The following is a 16,537-nucleotide window of genomic DNA, read 5'->3' as shown; positions in this document are numbered from 1 at the left end:
TTAACCGTTATTTTTTATTCTTCCAGCTAAGTGTTTCAAAAACACCAAAAATAAAAAGTCTAAGTGCTCTAAATTTATCCTGCTGCTTTTCCTGGTTGGTCATCGTTGATTGTAATAGCCAAGCTTGTAAGCCATGAGTTATAACAAATGCGGCCAATCCAAAGTAAGCGACAATATTGGCTGGTTTTGGAAATGGATGAACTAAGTTAAATAATAAAAATAACCATATAAATGAATAGATTGATTTGCCCAAAAGTATAAACATTATTTTTCTTCTCGTATAAATAAATAACTATGAACTTGGCCGGAGGTTTTTTCCCGATGTAAATACCAATTTGATGGGATATAACTAGTTAGATCATGATTTGTTTCAGACTCGATGTAAATATAAGCTGATGAAGTAAGCCAATGATTATTTTCAAGAAGTTGTACTGTCTTTTCAATCAATGATTGATGAAAAGGCGGATCGATAAAAACAACATCAAATTGTTTTTGCGCAGGTTTATCTAACCATTGAAAAGTATCGGTTGCATAAATATCAATATTATCACCTGCAATGAGTTGTTTATTTTTTTTCAACTGATTAGCTGTTTGCTTGTCTTTCTCTAATAATGTGACTGATTGAGCTCCACGTGATGCAGCTTCAAAACCTAATGATCCACTACCAGAAAAACAATCTAAACAATTGCTATTTTGTATAATTGGCATTAACCAATTAAACAAAGTTTCTTTTACCCTATCTGTGGTTGGACGCAGGCCTTGTTTATCAAGAACTGATAATTTTCTACCGCGCCATTTACCACCAATAATTCTTATTGAACCATTCATATAATAACCTTACTTAGAATAGTTCTTGAGTATTGCCTTGTGAATCCGTCACACTAGTACCAACTTCTTGTGATCCATATGTAGTTGGCTCTGTTCCTTTAATAAAGTATTCTGACATTGTTCTTGCACCAGAACCTGGTAACATTCCTGTTCGTTGATCAATTGTCACTGAAATCACATTATCTGGTTTTACATCTTGTTTTTCTGGCACATCTTCAAGAGCAACTTTCATATAGTCAACCCAGACTGGGTTAGCTGTAACTGCACCAGCTTCGGCACGGAAAGTCCGCCCTAAAGCACGACGGTGATCATCAAAGCCCATCCAAACCGATGTGACAATATTGCCACCAAATCCAGAAAACCAGACATCTTTCGATTGGTTAGTGGTACCAGTTTTACCACCAACATCTTTTCGACCTAAGGCTTTTACACGCCATGCTGTACCTTGCCAATCCGAACCACCAAAAACAATGGTACGTAATCCATCTTTCATAATATAAGCAATACCGCTATCAACCGTGTGTGGCGCATATTTAGGTGTTACATCAACGGTTTTGTTATCATTATTAATATCAGGTAGGATTAGATTATCTTCTGACTTAAGATTTGCCTCTTCTGGCTCTTCATTACCTATTTCATTCGATTCATTTTCAACGTTATCTAGCGATACAGAAACTGAATCAAATTTAACAACCTCATCGTTACAATTATGACAAGCAATTAATGGTTGGTGTTGATAAATCACACCACTGTCATTGTCGTGTTCAATTTTTTCAATTAAATATGGCGTAATTAAATAGCCACCGTTCACGATTACTGAATATGCCCTAGCAACTTGTAAAGGTGTAAATGATGCAGAACCTAAGGCCAACGATTCATTATGAGAAATATTTTCTTTCGGGAATCCGAAACGTTCTAAATAGGTTGCCGCATAGTCAATACCTATAGCACGTAAAGCCCTTACCATCATCACGTTTTTAGACATTCCTAAACCGATTCGCATTCTTAAAGGCCCTGCATAGTTAGGAGGTGAATTTTTTGGACGCCATGTTACACTTCCAGTAGTCCGCACAATAGGTGCATCATTAAGTAGCGTTGCCATGGTTAAGCCCTGTTCTAAAGTTGCTGTATAAATAAATGGTTTTATATTAGAACCTAACTGACGTAATGCTTGTGTTGCACGATTAAATTTACTTAAATTGAAATCATAACCACCAACAATTGCCTTAATAGCCCCATTATCCGAATCAAGAGAAACCAATGCGGCATTAACAGCTGGTATTTGCGCTAAGCCCCAATTATCACCAGATTTTTTTACCCAAATTAGTTGACCTGCTTTTAACGTATCATTAACTTTTCTTGGCAAAGCACCTTGTTGATTATCATTAATAAATTTTCTTGCCCATTTCATATCTTGGTAAGCAATAGTAATATTACTTTTGTCAGATAATACAGCTGTTGCTTCCTTATCATTCGATTCTAATACCACTGCTGGGCACATACCGCTATAGCAAATATATTTGTGTAAGGCTTCTTGGATTTGCTCTTCGTTTAATGCTGGCTCATTATTTTCCCATAAGACTTTTTCGGGGCCTCGATAGCCATGTCGCATATCATAATCAATAATATGTTTTTGAACTGCTTCAGTTGCTGCAACTTGATCAGTTTTAGAGATGGTTGTATAAACTTTATAACCGTCAGTATAGGCATTTTCACCAAATTTATCGTACATAAATTGTCTTGCCATTTCGGCAACATATGGTGCAGAAAATTCAATATTTGGCGTATGGTAACTTGCATTTAAAGGTTTCTTAATTGCTTCATCATATTCAGCTTGAGTAATATAAGATTGGTCTAACATTCGTCCCAAGACCCAGTTACGTCTAATTAACGCCTTATCTGGATGAGAAATCGGATTAAACGCTGAAGGAGCATTTGGTAAGCCAGCAAGTAACGCGGCTTCATCTACGGTTAACTGATCAGGTGTTTTACCAAAAAAGGTAAATGATGCGGCAGCAATACCATATGCTCGCGATCCAAAATTGATCATATTAAGATATAACGCCATTATCTCGTCTTTAGATAATTCTTGCTCCATACGAATAGCAATAATCATCTCTTTTACTTTACGAGATATGCTTTTTTCCGGTGTTAAGAAAAAGTTTTTAGCAACTTGTTGAGTAATAGTACTACCACCTTGTGAAAAGCCTTTTTGTTTTAATCCTACATACATTGCTCGCACAATACCAATTGGGTCAATCCCAAAATGTTCATGAAAACGAGCATCTTCGGTAGCAATAACAGCATTTACGACAATTGGTGGAATTTCATCATATTTTAATGGTATTCGTCGACGTTCACCAAAGACAGCAATCAATTCACCATCTTTACTTAGCACTTGCATAGGTGTTTGTAATCTAACATCTTTTAATGTTGCAACATCCGGTAAATCTTTTGAATAATAGCTATAACCAGCTATACCTATAATTAAGCCACAAAGAAATAAACCTATAAAAAGTTTAAGACAAAATTTTAATATTTTTAGTATTATCACAAATCATTCCTATCCAATTGATTTTTTGATCAAAAAAAGATAATAAAACTGTTGTTATATTTATTATATCAAATCATTTTTAACCGACGAGTATACTACTTACTCGATAAGACTCAAAATAAAAAGCAGTAATTATCTATATTTCAAATAATATTTGAATCAGATGTTTAACCATTAACTCTTTTAATTTAAATGAGAAATTTAGCTTAAAATTAATTGCAATTCTTATATTTCGTTACTAATACGTTGATTAATAAATTACCATCAATACATGATAGAACAGTGCCAAAATTGTGAAAAAATTGTCGATTTTAACTGTATTGCCAGTAAATTATTCAAGGATTTTACGTATTATCTCACAATATTTTTATATTTTTAAATAAAACAAATAAATTGATTAAATAATTGTGTTTTACATCTAATTAAAGAGTAACAATATGTGGAGCACAAACCTTACTCCATCTTTTTTACAATTATTAGGTTCTTGCTGTTTTTATTTAATTTTAATAATCATCAGCTTAATTCAGTTTGCCAATACATATCTAAATTGTTATACCTATATTTTAATTTTAGTTTTAATCGTTGAATGGTGGCGTAGTGTCAATTATTTCAGAACTATTAAAGGTGAACTGGCATTATTTGATTATATACACCAAATTTATTGGCATAAACAACGTTGGCATTTAATGCGAAAACCACTTCTTTTACGTTATGTGGTAATTTTAAATCTAAAATCATGTCGCGATGGCAAAAGAAGAGTACTGTTTTTAATGATCGATAACCTTACGCCTAATGATTGGCGAACATTACACTATCATTTAAAACAAATTGATTTATCATAATGAAAATGAATTTAATGGAGAATTATTCAGATCAATTTATTAATGTGATTTTTTAATCCAATATTCAAATGGTACTGATTCAATTTGCGCGTTAACTAATTGATGGTCCATATGCCGACAAAAGCTAGGAATATCACGAGTTGTAGCCAAATCATCAGCTATAACATGTAGAATTTGGCCAACAGCTAATTCTCTAATCGCTTTACGAACTAACATAATGGGTTCTGGGCAACGCAGGCCCAGAGTATTAAGATCTTTATCAACAATCATATTTATGGTTAATATAACTATTCAAATTAAAGTAAAAGATTAGCTAAATAGTGAGGTACAGCATCATCAGCATTAGAGCCAATTACTTCAAGTTCAGGAAGTAACGACTTAAGTTCAGGGCTCGCATCTTTCATAATACAGCCCTTCCCGGCCATTTTTAACATTTCATAATCATTCATACCATCACCAAAGGCAATACTGTCTTTAAGTTGATAACCTAAGCTTTCAACCACTAACTTTAATGCACTACCTTTAGTTACATTTTCCGCCATTACTTCAAGACAGTTTGCTGTGGAAAAAGCAATACTAACTTTTTTACCAAATTGTTGTTCAATTTTGTGTTTTAGTTCGACTAAGTGATGGTTATGTGCAACATCAGAAGTGGTAAAATAAATTTTGGCAATATCATCAGTAGCAAAGTTACGCGGGTCGAAGAATTGATATTTAAATTTTGTATCAGTGAAAAAACTAAGCGAATATGCATCTGGTTTATTAATTAACCAATCATCACCACGATAAACATGTGTATAAATATATGGACTGTCCTGACAAATTTGTGCTAATTCACAAGCTATATTAGCTTCAAAACTGCGACTAAAAACTAAATTACCACGACTATCATGAACTCTGGCGCCGTTTGCGGTTATCATAAAAGCATCGATTTCCATATTTTCGCGCATTTGGCCAACATCGATATGGTGTCGACCAGTAGCAAAGGCAAAGTGAATTCCCATTTGACGTAAAGCTTGAAGAATTTTTTTAGTAAATGGCGATAAGCTATGCTCAGTATTTAACAAAGTACCATCTAAATCAGAAGCGACAAAATGAAACATGATATTCTCAACTTTTATAATAAATTGTAATTTTAGCGACTATATTTTGCTGTGAGTTAATATGCTCAAAACAAAGTAACAAAATAAGATTGAGTATGATACAACTCCATGACTATTTACTCAACTAATTGCGGCGTAATAAAGATAACTAATTCTCTTTTTTGTTGTTTTTTTGCTTTATTTTTAAAAGCATTACCAATAATGGGTACATTGCTAATGCCTGGAACGCTATTTTTACTAACATTATTAATTTGTTGGAAAATTCCACCTAATACAACAGTTTCGCCACTTTTAATTTTGACTTGCGTTCTAATTTCCTGTGTTTCAATAGCTAGCGCTTCGCCTCCATCACGTCGCTTTATTGAACGACCAGCCGTATTTTGTGTGATATATAAATCTAATATCATTTGATCGTTAGCAATAATTTTCGGGGTAACTTCTAAACCTAATACAGCTTGTTTAAATTCGATGGATGTTGATCCATTACCACCATTTGAAACTTCGTAAGGGATTTCTGTGCCTTGTTTTATCGAAGCCATATTTTGATTTGCCGTTAACAAATTCGGACTTGCTATAATTTCTAACTGGTTTTCTGATTCTAGTGCCGAAAGTTCAAGATTTAACAAACTACCTGAAAGTTTTGCTAAATTGAAGCCAACCGAAGATGCTGCATTGGTGACACCAAAGTCAACATCAAACTTACTCAATACTTGTGATGAGTGCCCCGTATATCCCCATTTTATGCCTAACTCATTCATACTTTGCTTATTCATTGTGACAATATGAGCCGAAATATGTACTTGAGGAATTGGCTGATCCAAACTTTTAACTAATTTTTTAATGTTAGAAAATTGTTTAGACATATCGGTAATAATAATTGAGTTAGTTCTTTTATCGATAATCGCTTTACCTCGCTCAGATAATAATCCTTGTGATTGAATAGTTTCAACTAGATTACTAAGGTCAGCATGATTAACTGGAATAGTTAGTAAAGTTAGAGGCTCATTTAACTGCAGTTCTTTTTGTTCTAGTAATTTTTTTTGAAGCAACTCCTCTGGATCATCAGCTTTTGATATAAATAAGATATTATCGTCAATTTCAGCGCGTAAATTTGCAGAATTTAAAACAACTGCTAATGCTTTTTGCCATGTAACATTTTGTAGTTTAATGGTTTGTTTCGTTGACAAATCATCGACCATGACTAAGTTCATTTGTTTATTGTCAGCAAGTGCTTGCAAAATTATGGCAATGTCTGTTTGATAAAAATTTATAGAAACTAGATCGTCCGATTCAGCACTTGATAAAGTTTTAGGATTTGCCCAACATGACATAGAAAAAAGAATAGCTAAAATAATAATATTTAAATATTTTTTTGCTAATTTTTTTAATATTTGACTAATTTTAAACATTAATTATAACCTTAAACTTGAATAGTCACTTATTTTGTCAACGGCATTGTCCATAACACATTATGATTGCAATAGTTAGGTAAACTTGCTTGCCATAAAAGTTTATCGTCTAAGACAGCACTTATAGTCCATGGAAACAAAATATGCGGTATAGTATTATCAGTAATCGCTAACCAATTATTTTCAGAAAAAAGCCATAATTGTTGGTAATGGTTCTCTCTGCGTTGGATATAACCTTTATATTGCCAAACTTGAATCTGTTTATTAAGAATATCTGTCTGCTCCTGACAACTAAAATTAATAGTTTGTAAAAAAGGATCCCTTGTTAAATGAATATCTGCATTAACATTAAAACAACAAATCATTAATAAAAAAGAACTGATAATAAGATAATGATTCATTTAATATCCCTTTTAATCAATATGCTAAATTTAATTAGTAAATAAGTATCTTGTTTATCAATAATAAAATTCTGAAAATCTAAATAATAAAAATTGTCATTTAATTCACTAATAAATTGCATAAAATTAATAAACTGCCCTTGTAGCTCAATATGCCAATAACTTGACGATTCATTTTTCTCATATTTAAAGGAAGTTAAGTGCAATTGATTACGTTTGATTGCTTTAGCAAACTCAAGTTCTGTTAGTAAAGTTAGCGAACTATTTTTAGCAGATTGATAACGTTCAATTTTTGATTGAAGTAATTTAATTGTCGTTTTCTTTTCTTCATATATTGTAATTTGCATCTCAGTTTGTTGTTTTAATTCTTGAATAAAAAACTGATAACAGATAAAAAACACAATTGAAGGTAACAAAAGGCTGATTAAATATTGTTGCCAAATAGGTCTATAAAAAAAATCATTATTCATTTAATTCAATATCCATTTGAAATAACAAACTGTCTCCAATATTTTCAATATTTTTCACCTGGCTACTATTTACCTCATGACTGGATAAAAGTTGCTGATTAAAATTAATAATATCTACATAATTAATACTTTGACCGGTAATTTTTATCTTTTGTGCTTCATATTCATACAATCTTAACCAAATTGTCTCCGGCAGAATTTCTGCAAACATTTGTAGCGATTGTTGAATCTGTTTTTGACTTGGTGAAGGATTAGGAATAAAACTTGCTAATTGAGCAGACAATTGCTGTTCTAGCGCTTGTTGTGTTGATAGCCGTTTCGAATATTGAGTAAATGTAGTTTGGCTATCAAGTAAAAGATAAAAGAAGAAACAACTCAATAAACCAATAAAGCTAACCATGAAAAGTAGTAATTGAAACTGATGCTGCCTTGCTTTTTGCTGGCGCCAGGGTAAAAAATTAAATCTTATATTTTCAAACTTACTATTAATAGAAAGCAAAGTTAAACCATGTTTTTTGGATAAATCTATCCAATAATTGGCTGTATCACTCTCACAAATAGCAATCATAATAGTTTTCGGATGGTCTGCTAATGACACAAAGTCGAAAAACATATTGTTTGCCGGTAACTGAAATTGTTTACTGATTATTGATTTTACATATAAAGTTAATTCTGCTGAATTTAACTTCACCTCAGGATAAGCCGTTTTCTGAAACTGAACGTAACTTTGGCCTAAATTCAGTGCTATTGCGGTTAATTTTGGCTGCTGTTTTTTTAAATTTTGTATCAGTTGCTCAATATCAGTCGAATTTTGATAAGGAATATCAGCTAAATTTTTATTATTAGAATGTTCGTTAAGGGCTTTAATAGTTACCACTTGATAGCTTAATATTTCTGGTTCGATTGTAATAACAGCACATTTTTTATTAAAAAACATCATATGAATCTTAAATAATGTTGATTGGTGATATCAAAAATCATAATCATAATTAACTGGAGATAAGCCAACAATATGCATATTTGCGAAGTATCATCCAAAAAATGTCTAAAATTAAACCGAACAGGGTTAATTTTAAGGAAATTTAAAAAAAAAGGTTGACTGAAATAAGACGTGCCTTATAATGCACATCCACACGGTAAGGGTGATTAGCTCAGTTGGGAGAGCACCTCCCTTACAAGGAGGGGGTCACTGGTTCGAACCCGGTATCACCCACCAATTCTTACCGTGATGTTTTAGAAATAAAACACTTGGGGTGATTAGCTCAGTTGGGAGAGCACCTCCCTTACAAGGAGGGGGTCACTGGTTCGAACCCGGTATCACCCACCACTTTTACTTTCTTAATGGGTTGTTAGCTCAGTCGGTAGAGCAGCGGACTTTTAATCCGTTTGTCGAGCGTTCGAATCGCTCACGACCCACCATTTTTTTCTCTTTCACCTATTCCACTACAGATAAATTACTTAGCGATGAGAACGCTAGCGTTCGACAAATTCGTCTGGAACGAATTTGAACAACACAAAGTGTTGGCCCTGAAAGGGTGAGGCACACGATGTGCCGAATAATCAGGCTCACGACCCACCACTTTTTTTCTCTTTCACCTATTCCATTACAGATAAATTACTTAGCGATGAGAACGCTGCGTTCGACAAATTCGTCTGGAACGAATTTGAACAACACAAAGTGTTGGCCCTGAAAGGGTGAGGCACATGATGTGCCGAATAATCTAGCTCACGACCCAACATTTTACTAACCAAAAGAAAACTATTGATACTTTTGTAAACTTGCTTATAAAATAGCTAAATTACATAACGACAATAGATTTATCTATAACGAATAAATTCGCTACAGTCCTTTTACAGTAATAAAATTACTGGGTATATAATGAAAAAATTAATTCTAATCCTATTATTAGGTTTGTTCACTTATAGTTCGGCTTTTGCTGATGAACAACCTGAATTAAATTTTGAAAGTGAATATCAAAAAGCTACAGAACAAAATGATCCTGAGGCTCAATATCATGTTGGAATAATGTATTTTAATGGTTATACAGTTAAAAAACGGATATTTAAAGGTATTGAACAAGGGGCAATTAATGAGCCCGAACAAAAAACTGAACCGGATTATAGCAAAGCAAAAGAATGGTTTGAAAAAGCTGCTAAACAAGGACATATCGGCGCTCAGCATAGTTTAGCTATGTTGTATTATAACGGACAAGGTACTAAACAAAATTATCTAAAGGGTATTGAATGGGATACTAAAGCAGCGCAAAAAGGGGATCCTGTAGCACAATATACTTTAGCAACTATGTATTATAAAGGCACCGGTGTTAAACAGAATTATTTTAAAGCAAAACAATGGTTTGCTAAAGCCGCAGAACAAAACTATTTAGATTCTAAAGACCATTTATTAGTAGTTTCCAAAAAAGTTCAAGCAATTATCAAGAAAAATAATCAAGCAAAAAAACAAAAAACTAGCAGTGTTGATTGTGGATGTAGTTAATGTTGAAAAAATTATCATATTTTTCAATTTATTGCTTATTTATAGTTAAAAACTCTACTGAAAATAATAATTGTGCTATTGCCTTAACTTAATTCAATAGCACAAAATAGACGACTTAAAGCGTTAAACCATACCCTAATGGATATAATGCCTGCATGTCGTTTGCTAAATCAGAAGATTGTTTTATAACACTATTCATTGAGTCTGGTAATGCAAATGGTAATTTAGCGCTGAATGGTTTACTATCCAATAAACGTTTAAATAACACAACATCATTTACACCAAAATTTGCAACCACTGCATTTGCTATTTGTTTTACTGGAGTTAAAACTGCAGGTCTATCTAAATAAACAGTGACTACAACGGGATGTTTTTTACTTGCTTCATTAATAAATTTTATATCTTTATCATCAGCAGTATATTCTAGTGAACCTTCATGATATCTTGCACCAAAGAAGTAATTTTTATGTTTTTGTTCATAAGGCGCATTAACTCTAGCAACAACTACATCAGCTTGATCTAATTTATCAACAATAGTTATTTTACCTTTTAAGGTATTTTTAGCATCTTCAGCAAAACCATATAAATAGACTTTACTACTGGATTTCAATGGCAGAATCTTATCTTTATTTTCTAATAACACCAATGAATCAAATTGCGCTTTATCTGCAACTTTTTGGAAATCTTGATTACCAACAAAACGGCTTGCTTCAGTAGGATCAACATAAGGATTTTCAAATTGTCCTAAAGCAAATTTTTGCGTCAAAATTGCTAAAACTGCACTATCAATAGTTTTTTCATCCAGTTTATTGTTTTTTACAGCTGACACAATAACAGAGCTATCACTCACTCCACCAAATTGTTGAACACCGGCTTGAATAGCTTTAATAAAACGTTGCTCAACAGTGAGATCTTCTACTCCCCATGGCATTCCTTCCGCTTTAGGGGCTATATCAGGTGGGTTACCGTTGATACAAACTTCATTACAATCTTTTGTAATATTCCAATCACTAATAATCACCCCTTTAAATTGATAAGTATCTCGTAATAGATCTTTCAATAAATAGCGATTAAAACCTCCGCCGACAGGTTCAATTTTATGATCATTTAATTGGGCATTTTTTAAAATAGAATAAGTCGGCATAATTGCAGCCACATTGACCTCAAATGCTCCAGTGAATGGTATGATATGTTGTTCTAAACTGTTTTTATGAGTATAGAGTGCATATTTACCATAAGAGTTATGGCTATCTAACCCATTTTCTGCAGCGCCATAACCAACCCAATGTTTAACGACGGCAGCCACACTTTGTGAATTTAAGCCAAGTTTGCCATTTTGCATACCTGAAATATAACCACGCACCATACTTTTACTTAGCATTGGATCTTCCCCAAATGTACCTTCAAAACGAGACCAACGTGGCTCAGTTCCTAAATCTGCCATAGGAGATAAAGCCTGAGTTACCCCTAGTGAACGATATTCTTGTCGAATAATGTTTCCATACTCATTTATAATTGACTCATTACCAATCGCCGCCATACCTAAGGTTCCTGGCCATTGGCTAAATCCAGCGTTACTCGTTACTTTATTGCCATAATAGAAAGTGTTTCGCGGATCAACACTAATGGTCAGAGGAATAGCCAGACGAGAGGACTCTGCAATTTGTTGTAATTGATTATTTTGCTCAGCAAAATCTTTTGGATTCACCTCTAAGCGAGTAATTAAACTATTTACCTTATCATCAAGCACTAACTGTTTAATTTCTTCTAAATTATACTTATCTCCATGACCAAGCTCATCGCCTAAACTTTTGGCATTACCATGCATCATCAGCCCTGCTTTTTCTTCTAACGACAATTTGCTAAGTAGATCTTTAGCACGAACTTCAGGCGATAAACGCCAATCTTCAAAAGGAGACAATTTGCCATCTTTATCAAAGTCTTTAAATTCTAGATTATCAATTACAATTTTCTTTAATTGATGGCTTTTAATCTCAACCTGCTCAATAGCAACAGCTTGACCAACAGCCAAAGCCGCACTAACCAATAATGCTAATTTCACTCGTTTATTTGTCATAAGAACCCCTTGTCTATTTACTCAGTATCCAATTAATTTTGCATACCCGCTAAAACTGATATTTCATAGTTATTAATATATTTGGCTTTCTTAAAGCAAAAAAACCTAAACACCTTATTGAGTAAGATGTTTAGGTTTTGCCTGAATAGTTATGTAATTATGTAAACTAAACAGTAACAATCCAAATTTATAAATTAGCATAATATTAAAAACTTACTTTTGTCATAAACAAAAAATATTATAATTGTGATAAATATCACGTTATTATTAGATTAACTAAACATATTCCAGTTATACATTGATAATGATAAAAATTTTTAATGCCAATTAACTAAATAATGCTACATATATGAATATATTTAGTAACAATAGATTTTAAATTTCATAGACAATTAAGGTAAAATTATGACCCGATTAATAGTAATGATTAGCTTATTTTTATTTGCAATAAATACCAGCTTTGCAGTTGAAAATATTGAGGCTTTTTTTGATGAGCAATATAAAAAAGCAACGCAGCAAAATGATGCTGAAGCTCAATTCTATTTAGGCCGCATGTATCTAAAGGGTGAAGGAGTTAAACAAGATTTTACCAAGGCAAAGGAATGGTTTGAAAAAGCAACCGAACAACATCATATGAGTGCACAAGCAGTTTTGGGTTCAATGTACTTTTTTGGTAATGGAATTGATAAAAATAAACAAAAAGGTAAAGAACTGATTGAAGAATCAGCATTAAGTGGAGATCCCATCGGTCAATTTTACTTTGGTGTTCTATATGAAGAAGCCGAACCCCAAAAGACATACAAAGGAATTGAAAAAAATATAGATGATAGTGGATTTTATCAAGACTTTGTCAAAGCTAGAGAATGGTATGAAAAAGCCGCACAACAAGGAAATATGCAAGCAACTTATAATTTAGGCGTTCTTTATGCAAATGGTCGTGGTGTTGAAAAAGATGAATTTAAAGCAAGAAAATATTATGAAATAGCTGCAAAAGGTGGTGATTCTCATGCAAAGCATAATTTAGCTATAATGTACTACAATGGTGAGGGAGGACTAACCAAAGATTTGGCTAAAGGTGTAAAATTGGATATCGAAGCTGCCAAACAAGGGTCACCATTAGCACAATACAATTTAGGCTTATTTTTCTATGAAGGTACTTATTTTAAGCAAGACTATACCAAAGCCAGAAAATCATTTGAGTTTGCAGCCGCTCAAAACGAAGCAGGATCCCAATACGTGTTAGCAATTATCTATGAACAAGGGCTGGGAGTTGATAAAGATCCAGAACGAGCCAGACATTATTATTATCTAGCTTGTCAAAATGGCTATGAAGAAAGTTGTACTCATGCTAACTCTAATTAATTTTCAAGTTGAGTGTTGTGGGGAAATTAACAACATTCAACTGCCATAAATAACATAAAAAATAAGTCGGTAAGCAATATAGAACATTACGACGCCTACAATTGAGTCCAATATAACCCACATTCTTTTTTGTTTAAATAATGGTATAAGTAACCGAGCACCATAACCAATACCAAAAAACCAAATAAAAGAAACACAAACAGCACCAATTAAAAATGCCCATTTTTGCTCAGTCGATAAAGTTCCAGCTATACCACCAACAATTACAATTGTATCTAAATAAACATGGGGATTAAGTAAAGTAACAGCCAAAGTAGACAATATAACCTTAGTTAACGCATTCTTTTGTTGCTGAGTAGAATCAATTTGCATAGTGCTGTTACCTTGTATTGCACTCTTGCAGGCATTAAATCCATACCAAATCAAAAATAAAGCGCCTAAAATGGCAAGCACGTCGGTTATGATAGGATTACGACTAATAAATGCTCCGACTCCCCAAATACCGATAGCCATCAAAGTAAAATCACAGATAAAACAAATACCAGCGACAAAAAAGATATGATTTTTTAATAACCCCTGTTTAAGTACAAACAAATTTTGTGCACCAATAGCTATAATCAAACTTGCCGAAATCATCGAGCCACGTAATATTTCTGTCAGCATTGAACTTAACATCGTAAATAAGAAGCATTATACAAAAAGGTTATGCGTATAACTATTAAAACAACAATGATTATGCATCCTTTATAAAAAAACAGTCATACAATTATTAATCATCAAAAATCTGGAAGTTAACTAATCGAAATATGATTAATTAAAAATGTAAACAACAAAGTTTTATTATCGTTGAGTTTATTATCTTATTTAGCACAAATAAAATTATCAGCTTATTTGTAGATTGGTAAAAGCGGTAGTATTTTCTATTAAGCTTATAGCAAACATTGTTAGATAAATTGCAAGGTAACTATCAATAAAGAAACTGATTAACTATTTTGCTATCTCCCTGTTATTCGTTACAGTAAAACTTGCGATTACTTAGAGGAAGAGGTTAAAAAACCCCTTTCCTCAAATTTTTTGGCTTAGAAAATGCTTTTAAAATATTTTATCGGTTATAAATTCAGACAACTAATAGCTTGATTAGACAAAATCTTGATTATTTATTTGCTTCTAACCAATCGATTTGGCATTTATTTTTATTTAAAATAAGAATGATTATTCCTATAACTAACCAAATACCACCGATGATTTTTGCATAATTATCAATATGTAACAATACAGGTAACAATACTGCAATGCCAATAATAGGGATTAAAATATCAAATAAATTAGCTCGCCAACCATTCGAACGTTTTTTAAATTTAAAATAACCTATTACTGATACATGTAACATAATAAATGCACATAAAGCATCAACAATAGATTAAACAATGCAGACTAATATCAGCTGGTTATTTACTTATAACTATCTGTTATAAGAAAGTTATTAAACATGATCCCTTATTTCATAAGTGTAGGACATTTTGGCTGTCTTACCTAACATAATTGAAGCACTACAATATTTTTCAGATGCAAGTTTAATCGCCTTTTCTACAGCCTCGTTATCGACATTATTACCAGTTATTACAATATGAAAATTAATTGAGGTATACACTTTTGGCGAAGAGGTTGCTTGAGTTTTATCAATGTCGATCCAAAGATCTCGAACATCCTTTTTATTATTTTTCAAAATAGCAATAATGTCGTAAGCCATACAACCTGCAGCACCATGTAACAAAAGCTCCATAGGTCTAGCACCACGGTTTCGACCGCCATGTTCAAGACCGCCATCCATTACCAAGGAATGCCCACTTGCGGTTTCAGCTAAAAAACCAAACTCATCAATCCATTTCAAACGATCTTTCATTATTTTCCCCTTTCATCAAAAATTAACTAAACATATTTATTCATATTAATTGCTAAATAACATAAGTCTTTTTAAACGATATGTCATCTTTTGAATTATTTTTCTGGTATAAATCATCAATAATTAACTATCTACTGGTATTTTTAGCTAGCCTCAGTACAATATTGCCATAGTACATAACCAATACTATTTTAAATAGACTTGCCAAAAAACTGATTATAACTAATAAATAATCAAATAATTAGTTTTATGAATTCACAACTTAAGGATAGAGTATGATTATTGAATTTATTATCTTGCTTTGTATAGGCGCATTGGCTGGATTACTGGCAGGTATGTTTGGTATTGGTGGTGGAGCGTTAATTGTACCAGCACTACTTATGCTACTCGATTATTTTGGTCATGGCGGGCAATGGATAAACCATATCGCTGTGGCTTCATCTCTAGCAACGATCATTGGTACTAGTTTATCATCAAGTTGGGTTCAAAATAAAAATCATAATATTGTCTGGTCGATCTTAAAAAAGATGGTGTTAGGTTGTATTATTGGCACTATTGGTGGCTCCTACATGACACCTTATATTCCCGGTATTTGGCTTAAATGGATTTTTATTATCTTCCTCATCTATACAGGCAGTAAATTTATTCTAAAAACTGGAAAAGTTGCGAAAAAACAAAATAACCAAGCGACATCATTACCTAACATAATCTATATATTCATCGGCGGATTAATTGGTGTATTCGCCGCATTAGTTGGTGTAGGCGGTGGTGTGTTAGTGGTACCTTTTTTAAAGAAATGCGGCGTGGATATGCGAAAAGCGATCGGTACTTCTGCGGCATTTACCTTACCTGTTGCCCTTGGCGGTACTATTGGTTATATCATTGCTGGATGGAATATCCAAGAACTACCAAAATACAGTTTAGGGTTCGTCTATTTACCAGCAGTATTATCAATTATGTTAGCTAGCATACCAATGGCAAAAGTCGGGGTTCAAATTACTCAAAAATTACCAATAAATAAACTAATTAGATATTTTGGTATCTTCTTATTATTAATTTCAGTCAAACTTATCATTTCTTAATTTGCAATT

At 32.8% G+C, this 16,537-nt stretch carries 17 protein-coding genes and 3 tRNA genes; 7 read left to right on the top strand and 13 right to left on the bottom strand.

Going from position 1 to position 16,537, the window contains the following annotated elements; translation table 11 throughout:
* Positions 1-7: 7 nt before the first annotated feature.
* Genes H3U97_RS00930 through H3U97_RS00920 form a run of 3 tightly spaced genes read right to left on the bottom strand, consistent with a single transcriptional unit; the run spans position 8 to position 3,382 of the window.
* A complete protein-coding gene (locus tag H3U97_RS00930; RefSeq protein ID WP_198197602.1) occupies positions 8-265 on the bottom strand; it encodes a DUF1145 domain-containing protein in 258 nt (85 codons plus the stop codon).
* Positions 265-828 (bottom strand): 16S rRNA (guanine(966)-N(2))-methyltransferase RsmD, encoded by a 564-nt coding sequence (gene rsmD / locus H3U97_RS00925; RefSeq protein ID WP_198197600.1) that lies wholly within the window; start codon positions 826-828, stop codon positions 265-267. The genes H3U97_RS00930 and rsmD overlap by 1 nt, the downstream gene beginning before the upstream one ends.
* A 13-nt stretch (positions 829-841) precedes the next feature.
* Positions 842-3,382 carry a penicillin-binding protein 1A gene (locus tag H3U97_RS00920; RefSeq protein ID WP_370545665.1) on the bottom strand — a complete coding sequence of 847 codons (2,541 nt, stop codon included), beginning with the start codon at positions 3,380-3,382 and terminating at the stop codon, positions 842-844.
* A gap of 437 nt (positions 3,383-3,819) precedes the next feature.
* On the opposite strand from H3U97_RS00920, the gene H3U97_RS00915 reads away from it, so the two are divergent.
* Entirely contained in the window at positions 3,820-4,224 is a 405-nt protein-coding gene (locus H3U97_RS00915; protein WP_086360794.1) for a protein YgfX, read from the top strand.
* A 39-nt stretch (positions 4,225-4,263) separates the two neighbouring features.
* Here the strand turns inward: H3U97_RS00915 and tusA are convergent, their stop codons facing one another.
* From tusA to H3U97_RS00885, 6 genes are all read right to left on the bottom strand, one after another.
* Positions 4,264-4,494 (bottom strand): sulfurtransferase TusA, encoded by a 231-nt coding sequence (gene tusA / locus H3U97_RS00910; protein ID WP_034902442.1) that lies wholly within the window; start codon positions 4,492-4,494, stop codon positions 4,264-4,266.
* Positions 4,495-4,520: 26 nt separating this feature from the next.
* Entirely contained in the window at positions 4,521-5,327 is an 807-nt protein-coding gene (locus H3U97_RS00905; protein WP_198197598.1) for a Cof-type HAD-IIB family hydrolase, read from the bottom strand.
* A gap of 116 nt (positions 5,328-5,443) precedes the next feature.
* Entirely contained in the window at positions 5,444-6,736 is a 1,293-nt protein-coding gene (locus H3U97_RS00900; protein WP_198197596.1) for a secretin N-terminal domain-containing protein, read from the bottom strand.
* 29 nt (positions 6,737-6,765) lie between these two features.
* A complete protein-coding gene (locus H3U97_RS00895) occupies positions 6,766-7,137 on the bottom strand; it encodes a hypothetical protein (RefSeq protein WP_198197594.1) in 372 nt (123 codons plus the stop codon).
* Entirely contained in the window at positions 7,134-7,607 is a 474-nt protein-coding gene (locus H3U97_RS00890; RefSeq protein WP_065651282.1) for a hypothetical protein, read from the bottom strand. Before H3U97_RS00890 ends, H3U97_RS00895 begins: the two co-directional genes overlap by 4 nt.
* Positions 7,600-8,544: a PilN domain-containing protein gene (locus H3U97_RS00885; protein ID WP_198197591.1), complete on the bottom strand. Its 945-nt coding sequence runs from the start codon at positions 8,542-8,544 to the stop codon at positions 7,600-7,602. The genes H3U97_RS00890 and H3U97_RS00885 overlap by 8 nt, the downstream gene beginning before the upstream one ends.
* Before the next feature lie 203 nt (positions 8,545-8,747).
* Between H3U97_RS00885 and H3U97_RS00880 the strand changes: the two genes are divergently transcribed.
* The 4 genes from H3U97_RS00880 to H3U97_RS00865 all read left to right on the top strand — a co-directional run bounded on the left by H3U97_RS00880 (position 8,748) and on the right by H3U97_RS00865 (position 10,104).
* A tRNA-Val gene (locus H3U97_RS00880) sits at positions 8,748-8,823 on the top strand.
* Positions 8,824-8,858: 35 nt separating this feature from the next.
* Positions 8,859-8,934: transfer RNA gene (locus H3U97_RS00875), tRNA-Val, on the top strand.
* Between the two features lie 16 nt (positions 8,935-8,950).
* A tRNA-Lys gene (locus H3U97_RS00870) sits at positions 8,951-9,026 on the top strand.
* 460 nt (positions 9,027-9,486) lie between these two features.
* Positions 9,487-10,104: a tetratricopeptide repeat protein gene (locus tag H3U97_RS00865; protein ID WP_110453180.1), complete on the top strand. Its 618-nt coding sequence runs from the start codon at positions 9,487-9,489 to the stop codon at positions 10,102-10,104.
* A 115-nt stretch (positions 10,105-10,219) separates the two neighbouring features.
* On the opposite strand, the gene H3U97_RS00860 is transcribed toward H3U97_RS00865, so the two are convergent.
* Positions 10,220-12,181, bottom strand: coding sequence for a glycoside hydrolase family 3 protein (locus H3U97_RS00860; RefSeq protein ID WP_198197589.1), 1,962 nt, complete (start codon positions 12,179-12,181; stop codon positions 10,220-10,222).
* A 405-nt stretch (positions 12,182-12,586) separates the two neighbouring features.
* Here H3U97_RS00860 and H3U97_RS00855 point away from each other — a divergent pair, with 405 nt between their 5' ends.
* Positions 12,587-13,543: a tetratricopeptide repeat protein gene (locus tag H3U97_RS00855; RefSeq protein WP_198197587.1), complete on the top strand. Its 957-nt coding sequence runs from the start codon at positions 12,587-12,589 to the stop codon at positions 13,541-13,543.
* A 36-nt stretch (positions 13,544-13,579) separates the two neighbouring features.
* Here the strand turns inward: H3U97_RS00855 and H3U97_RS00850 are convergent, their stop codons facing one another.
* The 3 genes from H3U97_RS00850 to H3U97_RS00840 form a co-directional block, all read right to left on the bottom strand.
* Positions 13,580-14,206, bottom strand: coding sequence for a LysE/ArgO family amino acid transporter (locus H3U97_RS00850; RefSeq protein ID WP_173795321.1), 627 nt, complete (start codon positions 14,204-14,206; stop codon positions 13,580-13,582).
* Positions 14,207-14,696: 490 nt separating this feature from the next.
* Complete coding sequence (locus H3U97_RS00845) at positions 14,697-14,933, bottom strand: hypothetical protein (RefSeq protein WP_198197585.1); 237 nt, start codon at positions 14,931-14,933, stop codon at positions 14,697-14,699.
* A 93-nt stretch (positions 14,934-15,026) separates the two neighbouring features.
* The gene (locus H3U97_RS00840; protein ID WP_065613442.1) at positions 15,027-15,446 is read right to left on the bottom strand and encodes an OsmC family protein; all 420 of its coding nucleotides are present in this window, start codon (positions 15,444-15,446) and stop codon (positions 15,027-15,029) included.
* A 275-nt stretch (positions 15,447-15,721) separates the two neighbouring features.
* On the opposite strand from H3U97_RS00840, the gene H3U97_RS00835 reads away from it, so the two are divergent.
* Positions 15,722-16,528 (top strand): sulfite exporter TauE/SafE family protein, encoded by an 807-nt coding sequence (locus tag H3U97_RS00835; RefSeq protein WP_198197583.1) that lies wholly within the window; start codon positions 15,722-15,724, stop codon positions 16,526-16,528.
* Positions 16,529-16,537: the final 9 nt, after the last annotated feature.

It is taken from the genome of Gilliamella sp. W8128 (genome assembly GCF_016100545.1).
Classification (GTDB): Bacteria; Pseudomonadota; Gammaproteobacteria; order Enterobacterales; family Orbaceae; genus Gilliamella; species Gilliamella apis.
This window is presented reverse-complemented; position numbering and strand designations above follow the sequence as displayed.

Excerpts from the sequence above, each read along its gene's own strand:
- H3U97_RS00930 (WP_198197602.1), bottom strand. The coding sequence starts at position 265 with ATGTTTATACTTTTGGGCAAATCAATCTATTCATTTATATGGTTATTT.
- rsmD (WP_198197600.1), bottom strand. The coding sequence starts at position 828 with ATGAATGGTTCAATAAGAATTATTGGTGGTAAATGGCGCGGTAGAAAA.
- H3U97_RS00915 (WP_086360794.1), top strand. The coding sequence starts at position 3,820 with ATGTGGAGCACAAACCTTACTCCATCTTTTTTACAATTATTAGGTTCT.
- tusA (WP_034902442.1), bottom strand. The coding sequence starts at position 4,494 with ATGATTGTTGATAAAGATCTTAATACTCTGGGCCTGCGTTGCCCAGAA.
- H3U97_RS00905 (WP_198197598.1), bottom strand. The coding sequence starts at position 5,327 with ATGTTTCATTTTGTCGCTTCTGATTTAGATGGTACTTTGTTAAATACT.
- H3U97_RS00900 (WP_198197596.1), bottom strand. The coding sequence starts at position 6,736 with ATGTTTAAAATTAGTCAAATATTAAAAAAATTAGCAAAAAAATATTTA.
- H3U97_RS00895 (WP_198197594.1), bottom strand. The coding sequence starts at position 7,137 with ATGAATCATTATCTTATTATCAGTTCTTTTTTATTAATGATTTGTTGT.
- H3U97_RS00890 (WP_065651282.1), bottom strand. The coding sequence starts at position 7,607 with ATGAATAATGATTTTTTTTATAGACCTATTTGGCAACAATATTTAATC.
- H3U97_RS00885 (WP_198197591.1), bottom strand. The coding sequence starts at position 8,544 with ATGTTTTTTAATAAAAAATGTGCTGTTATTACAATCGAACCAGAAATA.
- H3U97_RS00865 (WP_110453180.1), top strand. The coding sequence starts at position 9,487 with ATGAAAAAATTAATTCTAATCCTATTATTAGGTTTGTTCACTTATAGT.
- H3U97_RS00860 (WP_198197589.1), bottom strand. The coding sequence starts at position 12,181 with ATGACAAATAAACGAGTGAAATTAGCATTATTGGTTAGTGCGGCTTTG.
- H3U97_RS00855 (WP_198197587.1), top strand. The coding sequence starts at position 12,587 with ATGACCCGATTAATAGTAATGATTAGCTTATTTTTATTTGCAATAAAT.
- H3U97_RS00850 (WP_173795321.1), bottom strand. The coding sequence starts at position 14,206 with ATGCTGACAGAAATATTACGTGGCTCGATGATTTCGGCAAGTTTGATT.
- H3U97_RS00845 (WP_198197585.1), bottom strand. The coding sequence starts at position 14,933 with ATGTTACATGTATCAGTAATAGGTTATTTTAAATTTAAAAAACGTTCG.
- H3U97_RS00840 (WP_065613442.1), bottom strand. The coding sequence starts at position 15,446 with ATGAAAGATCGTTTGAAATGGATTGATGAGTTTGGTTTTTTAGCTGAA.
- H3U97_RS00835 (WP_198197583.1), top strand. The coding sequence starts at position 15,722 with ATGATTATTGAATTTATTATCTTGCTTTGTATAGGCGCATTGGCTGGA.